The organism is Winogradskyella aurantiaca (assembly GCF_003362725.1).
Classification (GTDB): domain Bacteria; phylum Bacteroidota; class Bacteroidia; order Flavobacteriales; family Flavobacteriaceae; genus Winogradskyella_A; species Winogradskyella_A aurantiaca.
On record NZ_QKTV01000001.1, the window covers coordinates 452,613 to 467,972 of the forward strand.

General features: G+C 37.6%; 12 protein-coding genes. 8 read left to right on the forward strand and 4 right to left on the reverse strand.

What is annotated here, in order from left to right; all coding sequences use genetic code 11:
- Nucleotides 1–7: 7 nt before the first annotated feature.
- The 4 genes from DN064_RS02090 to DN064_RS02105 form a co-directional block, all read right to left on the reverse strand.
- Nucleotides 8–2,824: a TonB-dependent receptor gene (locus DN064_RS02090; RefSeq protein WP_115460948.1), complete on the reverse strand. Its 2,817-nt coding sequence runs from the start codon at nucleotides 2,822–2,824 to the stop codon at nucleotides 8–10.
- Between the two features lie 172 nt (nucleotides 2,825–2,996).
- On the reverse strand, nucleotides 2,997–4,844 hold the full coding sequence (gene glmS / locus DN064_RS02095; protein WP_115460949.1) for a glutamine--fructose-6-phosphate transaminase (isomerizing): 1,848 nt from the start codon (nucleotides 4,842–4,844) through the stop codon (nucleotides 2,997–2,999).
- 22 nt (nucleotides 4,845–4,866) lie between these two features.
- The gene (locus DN064_RS02100) at nucleotides 4,867–6,519 is read right to left on the reverse strand and encodes a DUF4270 domain-containing protein (RefSeq protein WP_115460950.1); all 1,653 of its coding nucleotides are present in this window, start codon (nucleotides 6,517–6,519) and stop codon (nucleotides 4,867–4,869) included.
- An 11-nt stretch (nucleotides 6,520–6,530) separates the two neighbouring features.
- Entirely contained in the window at nucleotides 6,531–7,340 is an 810-nt protein-coding gene (locus DN064_RS02105) for a glycogen/starch synthase (protein ID WP_115460951.1), read from the reverse strand.
- A gap of 109 nt (nucleotides 7,341–7,449) precedes the next feature.
- Between DN064_RS02105 and panC the strand changes: the two genes are divergently transcribed.
- From panC to DN064_RS02140, 8 genes are all read left to right on the forward strand, one after another.
- Nucleotides 7,450–8,301 (forward strand): pantoate--beta-alanine ligase, encoded by an 852-nt coding sequence (gene panC / locus DN064_RS02110; RefSeq protein ID WP_115460952.1) that lies wholly within the window; start codon nucleotides 7,450–7,452, stop codon nucleotides 8,299–8,301.
- A gap of 14 nt (nucleotides 8,302–8,315) precedes the next feature.
- Nucleotides 8,316–8,666 carry an aspartate 1-decarboxylase gene (gene panD, locus DN064_RS02115; protein WP_115460953.1) on the forward strand — a complete coding sequence of 117 codons (351 nt, stop codon included), beginning with the start codon at nucleotides 8,316–8,318 and terminating at the stop codon, nucleotides 8,664–8,666.
- A gap of 4 nt (nucleotides 8,667–8,670) precedes the next feature.
- Complete coding sequence (locus tag DN064_RS02120; protein ID WP_115460954.1) at nucleotides 8,671–9,633, forward strand: lysylphosphatidylglycerol synthase transmembrane domain-containing protein; 963 nt, start codon at nucleotides 8,671–8,673, stop codon at nucleotides 9,631–9,633.
- A 40-nt stretch (nucleotides 9,634–9,673) separates the two neighbouring features.
- Nucleotides 9,674–10,822 carry an alpha/beta hydrolase gene (locus DN064_RS02125; protein ID WP_115460955.1) on the forward strand — a complete coding sequence of 383 codons (1,149 nt, stop codon included), beginning with the start codon at nucleotides 9,674–9,676 and terminating at the stop codon, nucleotides 10,820–10,822.
- A gap of 76 nt (nucleotides 10,823–10,898) precedes the next feature.
- Nucleotides 10,899–12,083 carry an alpha/beta hydrolase gene (locus DN064_RS02130; protein WP_115460956.1) on the forward strand — a complete coding sequence of 395 codons (1,185 nt, stop codon included), beginning with the start codon at nucleotides 10,899–10,901 and terminating at the stop codon, nucleotides 12,081–12,083.
- A complete protein-coding gene (locus DN064_RS14130; RefSeq protein WP_157962204.1) occupies nucleotides 12,070–12,222 on the forward strand; it encodes a hypothetical protein in 153 nt (50 codons plus the stop codon). The genes DN064_RS02130 and DN064_RS14130 overlap by 14 nt, the downstream gene beginning before the upstream one ends.
- Before the next feature lie 50 nt (nucleotides 12,223–12,272).
- Nucleotides 12,273–13,634: a DNA repair protein RadA gene (radA, locus tag DN064_RS02135; RefSeq protein WP_115460957.1), complete on the forward strand. Its 1,362-nt coding sequence runs from the start codon at nucleotides 12,273–12,275 to the stop codon at nucleotides 13,632–13,634.
- Between the two features lie 68 nt (nucleotides 13,635–13,702).
- The gene (locus DN064_RS02140) at nucleotides 13,703–15,322 is read left to right on the forward strand and encodes a sulfatase family protein (protein WP_115460958.1); all 1,620 of its coding nucleotides are present in this window, start codon (nucleotides 13,703–13,705) and stop codon (nucleotides 15,320–15,322) included.
- Nucleotides 15,323–15,360: the final 38 nt, after the last annotated feature.

Here is a 15,360-nt window from a genome sequence, read left to right on the forward strand (position 1 = left end):
ATCATTACTATAAATTATTAATTGTCCAAGATACATAGTATTGCGCACCGATGAAACCGGTACCAAAGGCTGTAAAATATTCTTGATTAAGAATGTTTGCTGCACCTAATTTAAAAGTGGATTTAATGCCGGGAACTCTATAGTTAATTTGAGCATCAACAACATTGTATGACGGTACTACACCGTCACCAAAGGACGCTTCCCAGAAAAAAGTATCACTCCATCTCCAGGCCACATTAAATCCAAAGTTTTTAAATAATTCAGTTTTTCCAAAAGAGGCTTTCACTTTATGCTGTGGTGTATTAAAACTTGTTCTAAAATCTGGATTCGCTTCCCTATCAAACTCTAATCGGGCAAATGTATAATTAAGACCTAGGTCAAAACCATTAAAAACCTTAGCGGAAACAGCAACGGCCGCACCGTAAGAACTTACATCCTCATCGGCATTTGTATAGGTCTGATACGCCTGAAAATCACTATTAGCAATGGCGGCTATGGCCAGAGGGGTGTTATTTGGATCACCAGGGATTGTCTGCGTTAAGCCAACATCACCATAAAATGGTGAGATAACAGTTTCATTTGCTATGAAGTCTTTGTACGAGTTATAATAGGCAGATCCATCAATTATGATGTCTCCTAACTTTCCTCTATACCCTATTTCATAGGAAGTGACCTGTTCAGGTTGCACAAGATTTGAGTTGGCTACTTTTAAATCTGCAGGATTTCCAGTCTGTGCAAACTCACTTACTGAACTTGCAAAAAAGGAATTATTGTAAGCACCCTCACCAGTAACATCTAAATTAGCTTGTCCAGTCACTAATTGACCAAATGGACTAAGTGCATAATTTCTAACGTCTCTTGCAGGATTATCGGCAGCACCACCAACCAATATAGCTCGTCCTACGTCAAGACCTATATAGAGATCCTGAGTGGTAGGATTACGGAATCCAGTCTGGAAAGATGCCCGGATGTTATGATTATCATTTATTGTAAATCCGGCTGATACTCTTGGAGAGAAGAAACCTTCAAATAATTGTGATTTATCATAGCGAATGGACCCTGTTAATCTAAGATTTACGCTCTCTGATAAAATTAAACTCTTCTGCAACTGCGTGTACAAACCAAATTCTGAATAATTGATAGGTCCGTCAGTATCCGTATAAATAGTTCCAAACGAATTAAGCGAATATTGTCTAGCTGATCCTCCTACTTGAACTTCAGCCCAATCCCAAATATGGCTAAAATTATAATTAGCATCTCCATGGTAAATTTTTGAATTATCCTGAAATTTTGAACCTGTTGCCAAGTCAGGATCATTTGTTACTTGATTAAAAAGCCTTTGAAATTCTTCCGGATTATCTATGGGATCAACTCTTCCAGTATCTGCAGTGGCTCGACCTGCCTGGTGAGCTTGCGCCTCATTGGCACCACCAAGAGTTGCTCCAACAAAACCAGCAACATACTCTCCAAACCAAATACTATCGTCTTTCCAAGCGCGATTAATATTGATACCGGTAAAGACCATGTCATAAGAATCACCAGCTTTATCTTCGGTCACGTATCCTCTAATAAAGAAATTATTATTACGAATTTCGAGTTTATGCTGTTGTAGAAAAAAGTTCTTTATATTGTATCTGTTAGCCCCTTGGTAAATAGTATTACCTGATCCAACTTTACCGACATATTGAATTTCAAAATCATTAGCCCAAGGTCTGAAGTAAAGACCCCAGTCAGCTTTTATACTTTCGGCATTATAGTTGGTAAGATCTCTTTCATCATACCCCGTTCTACTAACATCTACAGAAGGGACTAATGCAGATCCTCCTTCAGGAAGTAAACCAGCATCTTCTAAAATTTGTGCTACTACATTAATATCAGTGGCAACTTCATCTCCATAGACATTAACTCCATCATAATCATAGTCATCCCTTGTTAATCCCCTAAAGAGCTTGTCGTCAGTATTGGTAGCCCACCAGTCTGTTCCTTTCAGATATCCAAAATTAACCTTGGCAGCAAAATACTCACTAAATTTATAGGCCATTCTAAGCCCTACGTCATAATACTCATTATTTCCAGCGGCTTCTTGCGAAGTGATCCCTCCTTTTAAGTAGCCACTGATACCTTGAATATCAAATGGACTTTTACTTCGCATAAAAAGGATGCCATTAAAGGCATTAGCTCCATAAAGTGCAGAGGCGGCCCCAGGCAATAGCTCCACACTATTGACATCAGTTTCCGTCATACCTAGTAAATTACCAAGTGGAAAATTAAGAGCCGGGGCAGAGTTATCCATTCCGTCCACTAATTGCATGAATCTTGTATTTGCGAAAGTTGCAAATCCTCTTGTGTTAATAGACTTAAAGGTTAAACTGTTAACATTAATGTCTACACCCTTAAGATTTTCTAAGCCATCGTAAAAATCCGCGGATGCCGTATTTTTAATTTCTTTTAAGCCAAAGCGCTCAACGGTAACAGGAGATTCGAAAATTCGTTCTGGGGTTCTAGAGGCAGAAATTACCACTTCATCAAGTGTATTTCCTTCTTTCATTCCAAAATCAAAGGTCTGATTATTCCCCGTCACTTCAGCTGTTTGAGTTTCAAATCCAGTATAGGTAACTTGAATTGTGAATGGGGGAGTTTGGTCTGTGGTTAAAGTATAGTTTCCGTCAAAATCGGAACTAGTTCCAACCGTAGTTCCCACAATAATAATATTGGCACCAGGCAAAGGTTGCCCGGTGTCATCAGTAATCTTTCCTTTAACTGTTGTCTGTGACCAAGCAAACGCAAAGCAAAGCATTACGACGAGCGTTAATTTTGTTTTCATTTTAAAGAATTAGTTAATTTAAATGGATATGGATGCCAATTTAAATAAATATCAAAGAAAACAATAAGAAATTCTTAAAAAGATGAGCTTAAAAAGAGAATTTGTTAAAGATTTAAGTTGATTTTAACAATAAAACAAAGTAATCCTCAAAATTTAAATCCCTAACAGTCTCTTATTCAACTGTTACCGATTTTGCGAGGTTTCTTGGTTGATCAACATTCTTATCCAACATAACAGCTATGTGGTATGAGAGTAATTGTAACGGAATCGTAGTTAACAAGGGGCTAAGACATTCTAAAGTTTCTGGTACCTCAATAACATGGTCAGCTAACCCTTTAACGCTCTCATCTCCTTCGGTTACAATACCAATTATTTTTCCTTTGCGGGATTTTATTTCCTGAATATTGCTAACTACTTTTTCATAATGCCCTTTCTTAGTTGCAATGACAACAACAGGCATATGCTCATCGATAAGTGCAATAGGACCATGCTTCATCTCTGCTGCGGGATAGCCCTCAGCATGTATATAGGATATCTCTTTTAGCTTGAGAGCGCCTTCTAATGCAACGGGAAAATTATACCCTCTTCCTAAGTAAAGAAAGTTTCTAGCTGACTTATAAATATCAGCTATTACCTGAACATATGAATCAGAAGTCAAAGCGGCCTCCACTTTTGAAGGAATTGTTTCAAGTTCTATCAAATGATGTCTGTAATCTGAGCTTGATATGGTGCCTTTAGCTCTTGCTAATCTCAATGCGATAAGTGTCAATACAGTTATTTGAGTAGTAAAAGCTTTGGTTGAAGCAACTCCGATTTCTGGTCCAGCGTGGGTGTAAGCACCTGCGTCTGCCTCTCGGGCAATGGATGAGCCAACAACATTACAGACACCGAAGACAAAAGCCCCTCTTGATTTGGCTAATTTTATAGCTGCCAGAGTATCTGCCGTTTCTCCAGATTGTGAGATGGCAATTACAATATCTTTCTCGGTAATTACAGGATTACGGTATCTAAATTCTGAAGCGTATTCCACTTCAACAGGAATTCGTGCCAGATCTTCAAAAATATACTCAGCCACCAAACCAGCATGCCAAGAGGTGCCGCAAGCCACTATAATAATGCGATCTGCATTGAGAAACTTCTTCATGTTATCTTCAACACCAGACATTTTAATAATAGCTTCGTTTGTAAGGAGTCTTCCTCTGAAGGTATCCAGAATTGCGCTTGGTTGCTCATAAATTTCCTTAAGCATAAAGTGTTCATAACCACCTTTTTCAATTTGCTCAAGGTTTATTTGAAGTTCCTGCATGTAAGGATCAACCAACGCGTCATCGGAGATCTTTCGAATCTTAACTTCTTTATCCCTTCTTATAATAGCCATTTCTTCATCCTCTAAATAAATGGCATTTTTGGTGTATTCAATAAACGGAGAGGCGTCACTTGCAATAAAAAACTCACCGTCCCCAATACCAATAGCTAAAGGGCTGCCTAATCTTGCAACTACAATTTCATTGGGTTTGTTTTTGTCAAAAACAGCGATAGCATAGGCTCCAATAACCTGGTTTAATGCAATTTGAACGGCCTTTCCAAGTTTGACCTTTTCGTTTTTTTTGACATCCTCAATCAAGTTGATGAGTACTTCAGTATCGGTATCGGATTTAAAAACATAACCCCTTTTAGTGAGCTCCTTTTTAAGGGACTCATAGTTTTCAATAATACCGTTATGGATAATTACTAAGTCACCAGAATTGGAATAGTGGGGATGACTGTTGATGTCGTTTGGTTCACCGTGTGTGGCCCATCGTGTGTGACCAATACCGAGTGTTCCTTTGGTAGGCATTGAACTGGTAATTTTTTCTTCCAGATCTGACACCTTTCCTTTGGTTTTAGACAGTTTTATGGAGCTACCATCATATAAGGCAATACCAGCACTATCATAACCTCTGTATTCTAATCGCTGCAAGCCTTTAAGGATTACCGGATAAGCTTCTCTATGACCAATGTAACCAACAATTCCACACATTTGTTTAAGGTTTTAGTTTTGATTAGTTATCTGAACTGCAATCTTCAATATCCTCTAGACAGGTGTAAAAAATCTTTAACCTTAATGCAACTTCAGGATTTAAAGACCTATTCCCATGAAGAACGGTTCCTTTAGGAGATGTGATGGAACTTAATGGAACTGCTTCTGCAGATCCGTCAATATCTTGTACATCACCTTGACTCGTATCTAATTCTAAATTAACATTTGAGGCTACCGCAAGGCCCAAGCGAACATTAGTAGAATCTGAATCTATAATATTTAATAAATGACTTGTTAATTTCATAGTATATCTAATACCCTTACCATCAGGTTCTTCTCCTTCACGTTGTAAAATTCCTAAGTGAGAAGAGACTGATAGTCGAGGTATAGTGGACACAAAGGCATCTATAGCATAATCAATTAAAGGGGTCTGGTTGTCGAGATCGTATAAGTAAATCCGGTCGGGCTCGTTTCCACTAATCTGAGTCTGATCTACATACAACACTAAATTAGCTTCGTTAATCAGGCGCTTGTAAGCAAGGAATTTGCCATTTTCATCAAATTCTGCAAATTCGTTTTTAAAGGCCTGAAGCCTGTCCTCTCCAGTGTCTGTTTCGCCTTTAAATAATTCAATTCCAGCTAAACTTCCTTCACCACCCTTTAGGTAGAGCGATTGGTCTCCATTTTCCATATCCCCAACAGGAATAGATCCTGTAAAGTCATTGTCAATAAAATTAACCTGATTATTCTCGAAATTAAACCTATACGTAAACTGCTGTGGATTTCCATCCTCATCTACATTTTCAGGGTTATCCGAATTCTCGTTTTTATAATAGATGGTAATATTAGCCTGGCCATTGCCAAGATTCATTCCAAGTAAAGATCCATCATTCTCAATGCCTTCTGTTTTAAAATAAACTCCTCTAAAATAGTTTCTAAAAGAACTTTCATTGGACAGTTCAAGGCTTCCTTGCTTATCAATAATCTTTTGTCTCCAGAAAAGTGTGTCTAGTTTGAAATAAAACCCAGGAAATAATGAGTCGGTAACATCCTCTCCTTGGGTCAGGTAAATGGATCGGTTGCTTACCTCAATGGTATCTTGAGCAAGAATAACTGGACCCTCTAAAACATTATCCGGAATGGGTTCACTTTCAGAAGCTGACTTGTTGGAGTAATATCTTTGGAAATCTCCAACATCTCCATCTGGATCAAAGTCTCGCAAGAAGTACTCACTTTCAAAAAGGCTCAATTTTATGGGTTTATCACCAAATACCGAGTCCAATTGATATTGAATGCGACCATCTTCGTCCGACCCCAGATTGGTGCTGAAGTAAGGAACATAAAATGTTACAGAATCAATAGTCACACTGTCACCAAATTCAGGGTCATAAATGGTTGGCCCAATTTGGCTGACAAAGTTGTAGTTAGAACTCCCATAACCGTCGCCATAAACACCGATATAATTTAATGTCAAATTGTTTGACTGTACAGGCCCCAGAGGTAAATTGTAAGCTACAACGTCATATTCTAAAGAGTCTAGGCCAAAATTTGTAGCTACTTCCGTATTAACTAAGTCAGAATTTATATCAACAAAATCGTTGTTGCAACTAATAAAAAGTGTTACTAAGAACCCTACTAAAAGCAGGGATTCAAATCGCTTTAATTTATTATTCATAATAATTTGGGCTATCCAAGAACCTCAGTCTGATAAAATTCAGTGTATGGCTCTGAGAAATCTTCTAATGAATGATAATCAAGTTTTGGTTTATCTGCCGCTTCAAAGTGAGCCTCCAATTCGGCATCTAGTTCTGGAGATCCTTTAATAATAGCATCCGAGTTATCGATGGCTATTTTCATTAAGTTTAAATAATCGGGCTTATCTAAAAGACTAATAGCGTCTTCATCCAAACCGTCAAAACTCACCTTTTTCTTCATATCCTTATCTAACGTTCCGTCAAAGGATTGATTGTATATTGAGGTTACAATTTTACTTTCGTTAAACAAAGGTTCGGTCTTATAGTATTCTTTTAAATACAGCGGTAAAAGGGATGCCATCCAACCGTTGACATGAATAATGTCTGGAGCCCAATTAAGTTTTTTAACAGTTTCAATGACACCTTTCGCGAAAAAGATCGCCCGTTCATCATTGTCTGAGAATAACTTACCATTTTCATCAGTGAGAGTAGCTTTACGCTTAAAATACTCTTCATTATCTATAAAGTAAACCTGTATGCGCTCTTTTGGAATGGAAGCAACTTTAATGATTAAGGGCATGTCCAAATCATTAATTACCAAATTAATTCCTGATAATCTTATCACTTCATGCAATTGATGTCTACGTTCATTAATATTGCCAAATCGGGGCATAAAAATACGTATCTGTCCACCTTGTTTATTTACCATTCTAGGTGCCTCAAATGACATCGAAGAAATTTCGGTTTCAGGTAAATACGGTACTACTTCAGAGGAGACATATAATATACGTTTATCTTTCATAAAAATGGTGCTTTGCAAATTTCAAAGTAAAAACATGCAAAATTACAAAAATTTATGCAGATTGCCTTTATTATCTTAAGTTTGCAGGCCATTATTTTTGGCCTAGGTTTTGAAAACATTTTTCTTAAAATCCGAGCTGATTAAAGAGCTCAATCTTCTGTCAAAGGATCAAAAGACCGTTGGTTTGGTACCAACCATGGGGGCCTTGCATCAAGGTCATGTGTCTCTTGTAAAACAATGCGCCTTTGAAAACGATGTTGTCATTGTGTCTATATTTGTTAACCCTACCCAATTCAACAATTCTGGCGATCTGGAAAAGTATCCAAGAGATTTAGAAAGAGATCAAAACTTCTTAAAAAATCGCGTTGATAAACCCTTGCTGATTTTTGCGCCTGAAGTGAATGAAATGTACTCTGAAGAATTGGAATCTGTGAATTATGATTTTCAGGGACTGGAGAATGAAATGGAAGGTGAATTCAGACCTGGACATTTTGACGGGGTTGCCACAATTGTCAGTAAGTTGTTTGAGGTTGTTGGCCCAGATAAGGCTTACTTTGGAGAAAAAGACTATCAACAACTCCTGATCATCAAGCGCATGGTTGAAATTCTCAAAATACCTGTAACTATAGTGCCTTGCAGAATATTCAGGGAGAACGATGGCTTGGCTATGAGTTCAAGAAATGAAAGACTTACAGACCGCCAAAGGGCCGTGGCCCCTCTTATTTACCAAGTATTAAAATCTGCCAAATCTAGATTTGGCACAGAAAATGCAACAGTAATTAATGATTGGGTTCAGCGACAGTTCATGGAAGAACCTTTATTGGAATTGGAGTATTTTACAATTGCCGATTCTGAGACGCTGCAATCAATCAAAGAAAAAGAGGACAATAATAAATATAGGGCTTTCATTGCGGTGTTTGCTGGGGATGTGAGATTAATAGATAATATAGCCCTTAATTAAATTTAGAAATTAGTATGTTGGTTCATGTAGTAAAATCTAAAATCCATCGTGTTAAGTGTACAGGTGCTGATTTAAATTATATCGGCAGCATAACAATTGATCAGGATTTGATGGAAGCAGCAAATATTATTGAAGGTGAAAAAGTTCAGATCGTTAATAATAATAACGGAGAGCGATTAGAAACATATGTTATTCCAGGGCCACGTAATTCTGGTGAAATAACATTAAATGGGGCTGCGGCTAGAAAAGTTGCTGTTGGCGACGTACTCATTTTAATCGCCTATGCAATGATGGATTTTGAAGAGGCTAAGATATTTAAACCATCTCTGGTATTTCCTGATGAAAATACCAATCTTTTAAAGTAACAATTTGTCTAAAACGGCGAAGACCATCTTGAAAATTGGATTACCACTAACCCTGGGATTAGTATTGGTATGGTATTCGCTTAATAAGATATCTGTTCAAGAACTCTATAATTATGCCAAAGGAGCTAATTATTGGTACATCGCCTTGGGTGTAACATTCGGTATATTAAGTCACGCTTCAAGAGCCTACAGATGGTTATACATGGCCCAGCCATTAGGATTTAAACCAAAATTTGCCAACAGCTTCATGGCAGTATACGCGGCCTATTTAATTAATATGACAGTTCCACGTGCCGGAGAAATTGCCAGAGCCAGTATTCTTGCAAACTATGAAGATGTACCATTTGAAAAAGGGTTTGGCACTATTGTTTCAGAACGGGTTGCAGATACCTTAATGTTATTGTTGGTCATTGGGTTAGCAATGGTTTATCAATATGATTTTTTGATGGATTTCTTTAATTCCAAGTTTCAAACATCCACACTTGTAACACTTTTAGTTCTAGGATTAGCGTTTGGAAGCCTTGTAATTCTGTTTGTGTTAAAGTCCAAAGGCAGTATAGCGACGAAGATTCGCAATTTTTTAACAGGACTCCTCGAAGGGGTTTTGAGCATATTTAAGATGAAAAATAAATGGTACTTCATTGCTCATACCATTTTTATCTGGGTGATGTATGTGTTAATGTTTTATGTAACAACACTATCACTTTCAGAGTTTAGTGCTATTCCCTTTGGGGCAGTATTGGTGGGATTCATCTTAGCAAGTTTTAGTATTGCGGCGACGAATGGGGGGATTGGTTCTTTTCCTGAGGCTGTTGTTATTGCATTCACTTTATTTAATTTACCAGAAGATCCAAGTCGAGCATTTGGATGGATTATGTGGTCTGCTCAGACTTTAGCCATTATAATTCTTGGGGGGTTATCATTGATTTATTTACCTATCTATAACCGTAAGTTAAAAGAGGTATAGAAATATTTTATAACTTGCTTGAGACTATAGCCTTTATTAAATGAAAACCTTCATTGCAGTAGTTTGCGCCCTACTTCTATTTAATCAGTCCTATTCCCAGGCACTTTACGAAACTTTCGACTCTGGTAAGCTAGAAGATTCCAGACAGCTCAAAATTCAAGTTCCAAGAAATTACAATCCAGAAGATAAAAGAGAGTATCCTTTGGTTTTGGTTCTGGATGGAGACTATTTATTTGAACCAGTAGCAGGAAATGTTGACTATCAGGCCTATTGGGAAGATATCCCAGATTGCATAGTAGTTGGCATATCTCAAGCTTCTTCGAGAAGCCAAGATTTTTTCTATGATAATGAAACCTTCTTCCCTGCTCATGAAGGGGCTGATTTCTTCGAGTTTATAACCATGGAATTAATACCATATTTAGAGGGTAGTTACAATATATCCGATTTTAGAATCATCATTGGACATGACTTAAGTGCCAATTATATAAACTACTATCTTTTTAAAAACCCACCCTTATTTCGTGCCTTCGTATTAATAAGTCCAGATTTTGCACCAGAAATGGAGAGTCGGCTGCTTCAAAGATTGTCTGGGTTACAGCAAGAGACATTCTATTATATGTCATCTGCAGAGAACGATGTTAAAAGATTAAAAACAACTATTGAGGAGTTCCAACCAAAAATTGATACCATTAGTAACTCAAAGTTTCATTACAAATATGATTTTTTTGAGGAAGCTAATCACTATTCGCTCGTAGGAAGAAGTATTCCAAAAGCGCTCAATCAGATATTTGAACTCTACAAACCAATCAGTTCTGCAGAATACAATGACAAAATTTTACCCTATGAAGGAACACCATATGAATACTTAGAGAAAAAGTATGAAGATATCGAGTACTTCTATGGATTTGAAAAACAACTGATAGAGAATGATGTTAGGGCCATTGCCTCAGCGTGCATTAAAAAAGATGATTTAGAATCTTTGGAAAAATTGGCAAAGCTGGTTAAAAAAGAATTTCCTGAATCTATGCTAAGCGCCTACTACTCCGGTATGGTACAAGAAAAATATGGCAATCTCAAGCGTGCATTGCAGCGTTATCAGTCAGGTCTTTTGTTGGCGCCATCCCAATTTATAGACAAGGAAGTTTTGTTGGAAAAAATGTATGAGATACAAGATGAATTAAAGAGATAAATGCATTTCGTCGAAAAAATGTACACTTAACCGATATTTATTCTATATTTGACTTCCAAATCAAACCGACTGTTCGATGAAAAGGACAATTTCATCCTTATGCCTACTTTTTACCATTAGTGCTTTAATAGCACAGGTGAGTTATAAAGAAATAACTTCGGTAAAGCTTAATACCCATAGAAAGCTTAAAATTAAACTGCCAAAAGACTACGATCCATCTTCGGAGTTAAAACACCCTGTTATTGTGGTTTTCGATGGTGACTATTTATTTGAACCTGTAATTGGGCAGGTAGATTTTCAAACGTATTTTGATGATATGCCTGGATCAATTGTTGTTGGTGTCGTTCAAGGTAAGGAACGTTTTTATGATGGCTATGTTGATGATGTTTCTGGTTTGCCAACAGAATCGGGATTAAGATTTCATGATTTTGTAAAAAAAGAACTCCTCCCTTATCTGGACGCAAATTATAAGACAAGTAAATTTAGAGTCGCTGTTGGTCATGATTTAATGGGAAATTATATCAATTCCTTTTTATTCCAAGAAGAGCAAGCTTTTCAGGCTTATGTTGTTATTAGTCCAGATTACAAAGGGGCAATAGAAAGTCAATTACCAGAACGCCTTGGCTACCTTCAAAATCAAATTTTCTATTATTTGGCTACTTCAGATAAAGATGTACGGTATATACGGAATTCGGTTGAAAATACAGATGAGGCATTATCATCTCTGGAGAATCAAAATTTAACTTATTACTTCGATAATTTTAAAGGCGAAACCCATTATACCTTAGTCACAAGTGCCATATCTAGGGCATTTGACAAGATATTTGATATTTATAAACCATTGAGGGAAAAAGAAATTGAAGAAAAGGTTCTCCCTTACGATGGGACGCTCGATAAGTACATAACGGATAGGTACAGACGAATAGAGGACTTATTTGGTATTGAAAAACCAATTACAGAAGAAGAATTAGAAAAAGTAGTTAAGGTAGCAGAACAAAGAGAGGACCTAGAGTCGCTATACAAGCTAGGTAAACTAACACAAAAGCTATATCCTGATTCCCCACAAGGAACCTATTACTTGGCCATGCACGCGGATCGGGTAGGTAAAAAGAAGAAAGCGGCTAAACTATATGAAGCGGCACTTGCTATGGGGGATTCTCCTGTCATTGATAAAGAATTTATTATGGCAATGGTTGAGGAAACTAATCTTGCAACCGAAGATTTAGAAACAGAAGAGGAGGACGAAGATGAAGAGAACTAGAAAGGCCCCATATGCGACCGATTACTATTTTGAAGGTTTTTACATTTTCATGAAGGATAGTATGGTCAATAACTGGCAGACCAAAATTGCCGTTGTAAAATTTATTACAATCATCTCCTGGTTTAAGACTGGAATTTAAAATTGTGTTACTTTAGTTTTTTATTCTTGGATCATTTCTGATTAGAATTTATGGCTAAAGTCAAAACTGCCTTCTATTGTCAAAACTGTGGTGCTCAGTATGCCAAATGGCAAGGGCAATGTAATTCTTGTAAACAATGGAATACCATCGCTGAAGAGGTTATTCAGAAACCTCAAAAGAATGATTGGAAGTCCAATTCGTCAACAACTTCTCAACGCACTTCAAAGCCACTACGTATCAATGAGATCGATGTGACTCAGGAGGCGCGATTAAACATGCAGGATACTGAGTTTAATCGTGTTTTAGGTGGTGGAATGGTTCCTGGATCACTAACACTTTTAGGTGGGGAACCTGGTATAGGAAAAAGCACCTTGCTACTTCAAATAGCATTACAACTTCCCTATAAAACACTGTATGTTTCTGGGGAAGAAAGTCAGAAACAGATAAAAATGCGTGCAGAACGTGTGGATCCAAATTCTGAGAACTGCTTTATCCTCACAGAAACTAAAACTCAAAATATCTTTAAGCAAGTTGAAGATCTAGAGCCAGATATAGTTGTTATTGACTCAATTCAAACGCTTCATAGCGATTATATAGAATCATCAGCCGGAAGTATTTCACAGATTAAAGAATGTACAACTGAGTTGATCAAATTCGCAAAAGAAACTGCAACTCCAGTTTTGTTGATTGGTCATATAACCAAAGATGGTCATATCGCAGGGCCAAAAATATTGGAGCATATGGTCGATACTGTGTTACAGTTTGAGGGGGACAGGAACCATGTATTTAGAATTTTAAGGGCGCATAAAAACCGTTTCGGGTCTACCAATGAATTAGGTATTTATGAGATGCTAGGATCCGGACTCAGACAGGTTAGCAATCCCTCAGAAATTTTAATCTCAGAAAAAGACGGAGAATTATCAGGAAATGCCATATCCGCTACACTGGAAGGCATGCGACCCTTAATGATTGAAGTTCAGGCCCTCGTAAGTACAGCTGTTTATGGCACTCCTCAACGATCGGCTACCGGGTTTAATGCAAAGCGCCTTAATATGCTATTAGCAGTTTTAGAAAAACGTGCTGGCTTTAGATTGGGGGCAAAAGATGTATTCTTAAATATTACAGGTGGTATAAGTGTTGATGATCCTGCAATTGATTTGGCTGTTGTCGCGGCTATTTTATCTTCCAATGAAGACGTGCCCATTTCTAGTGATTTTTGTTTTGCGGCTGAGGTGGGTTTGTCGGGTGAAGTACGTCCAGTACAACGAGTTGATCAACGTATTCAGGAGGCCGAAAAACTTGGTTTTTCAACTATTTTCGTTTCTAAATACAATAAGATCTCTTTGAAAAATAGTTCGATAAAGGTGCAGTTAATTACGAAGGTTGAAGATCTAACTAGTTTTTTGATTTAGAGTTTTAAATTCTCTCGTTTAATCTAGGAGTTCACGGATTTTTAATTACTGAACTAAACAATCAATAAATGAAGTATTTCTATTCCTTAGCATGTTTATTATTGTTGGCTTGTAACAACAGTGATGATAAGGTAAATAGTGCTACCAATGTACCTCCTAATATTGTCTTTATTATCACAGATGACCATGCGTATCAGGCTTTAAGTGCATATGAGGATCATTTGATCCAAACGCCTAATATAGATCGCATAGCAAAAGAGGGGATGCTATTTGAAAAAGCTTATGTCTCAAATTCTATATGCTCCCCCAGTAGGGCTGTGGCGCTTACTGGTAAATTGAGTCATTTGAATAGTGTACGCGATAATTTGGATGTATTTGATACGACAATGGTTACCTTTCCAAAATTGCTTCAAACAGGTGGCTATGAAACGGCCATTTATGGGAAGTGGCATTTAAAATCAGAACCTAAGGGGTTTGATTTTTGGGAGGTGCTTCCTGACCAGGGGCATTATTACGATCCAGAATTCCTGACTGAAAATGGTGAGATAAAGGAGGATGGCTATGTTACGGATGTTATTACTGATAAGGCCATAGAGTATCTTAAAAATAAACGGGATAAGTCCAAACCTTTCATGCTTATGTACAATCACAAGGCACCACATAGGCAATGGTGGCCAAGTATGGAAGATTTAAGAGCTTTCAAAGACCAAAAGATTCCAGTGCCTGAATCCTTTTTTGATGATTATAAGACCAAGAGCCCGGCTTCCAAGGAGGCCGAAATGCGGATTGCCGATCATATGGCCCTGAGTGCCGATAATAAGATTCATCCGGATATTCTTGAAAAACTTAATTACAACGAGTTCTTAGATTGGTATGAAGGAGCCTACTTAGAGCGTTTAAGTCGTCTGTCTGAGGAGGAGCAAAAAGCCTGGCAAGAAGTCTATGGTCCAATTAATGAAGAATTTGAATCCAATGCCCCCAAGGGACAAGCTCTGGCCCTTTGGAAATACCAGCGTTATATGGAAGATTACCTGGGTGTTATTTCAAGTGTGGATAGAAATATTGGTCGCGTTTTGGACGAGTTGGACAATTCAGGCTTAACTGAAAACACCATGGTTATTTACACCTCCGATCAAGGCTTTTATTTAGGGGAGCACGGCTGGTTTGATAAACGGTTTATGTATGAAGAATCGTTTAGGACTCCGTTGTTAGTGAGATATCCTAAGCTTATAAAACCTGGGAGTTCAGATAAGCATCTTGTTCAGAACATTGATTTTGCTCCTACTGTTTTAGAGGTAGCCGGTGTGCCCATTCCAGAAGATATGCAAGGTCGCAGTCTGGTACCCTTATTAAATTCTGATACTGTGGAATGGCGTGACGCTCTGTATTATCATTACTACGAATACCCTGGTATTCATATGGTTAAACGTCATTATGGGGTGCGGACAGAGCGCTACAAACTCATACGCTTTTACTATAATGTAGAAGCCTGGGAATTGTATGATTTACAAACCGATCCTCAGGAATTGAATAATGTCTACGATACTCCTGAATATGCTGAGGTTCAGACCCAAATGCATGATAAACTGGAAGAAATTCGTATTCAATACAAGGATGCTTCAGATAGCCTTAATCAAGATTGGATAGATAAAGATATTGAAAGGCTAAAGAGCCTAGGCTGGGACTGACCTAAGTCAAGATTTAGTTAGGCTTTAAAGTCCTAGAG

Excerpts from the sequence above, each read along its gene's own strand:
- DN064_RS02140 (WP_115460958.1), top strand. The coding sequence starts at position 13,703 with ATGAAGTATTTCTATTCCTTAGCATGTTTATTATTGTTGGCTTGTAAC.
- DN064_RS14130 (WP_157962204.1), top strand. The coding sequence starts at position 12,070 with ATGAAGAGAACTAGAAAGGCCCCATATGCGACCGATTACTATTTTGAA.
- DN064_RS02125 (WP_115460955.1), top strand. The coding sequence starts at position 9,674 with ATGAAAACCTTCATTGCAGTAGTTTGCGCCCTACTTCTATTTAATCAG.
- DN064_RS02100 (WP_115460950.1), bottom strand. The coding sequence starts at position 6,519 with ATGAATAATAAATTAAAGCGATTTGAATCCCTGCTTTTAGTAGGGTTC.
- DN064_RS02090 (WP_115460948.1), bottom strand. The coding sequence starts at position 2,824 with ATGAAAACAAAATTAACGCTCGTCGTAATGCTTTGCTTTGCGTTTGCT.
- DN064_RS02105 (WP_115460951.1), bottom strand. The coding sequence starts at position 7,340 with ATGAAAGATAAACGTATATTATATGTCTCCTCTGAAGTAGTACCGTAT.
- panD (WP_115460953.1), top strand. The coding sequence starts at position 8,316 with ATGTTGGTTCATGTAGTAAAATCTAAAATCCATCGTGTTAAGTGTACA.
- radA (WP_115460957.1), top strand. The coding sequence starts at position 12,273 with ATGGCTAAAGTCAAAACTGCCTTCTATTGTCAAAACTGTGGTGCTCAG.
- glmS (WP_115460949.1), bottom strand. The coding sequence starts at position 4,844 with ATGTGTGGAATTGTTGGTTACATTGGTCATAGAGAAGCTTATCCGGTA.
- DN064_RS02130 (WP_115460956.1), top strand. The coding sequence starts at position 10,899 with ATGAAAAGGACAATTTCATCCTTATGCCTACTTTTTACCATTAGTGCT.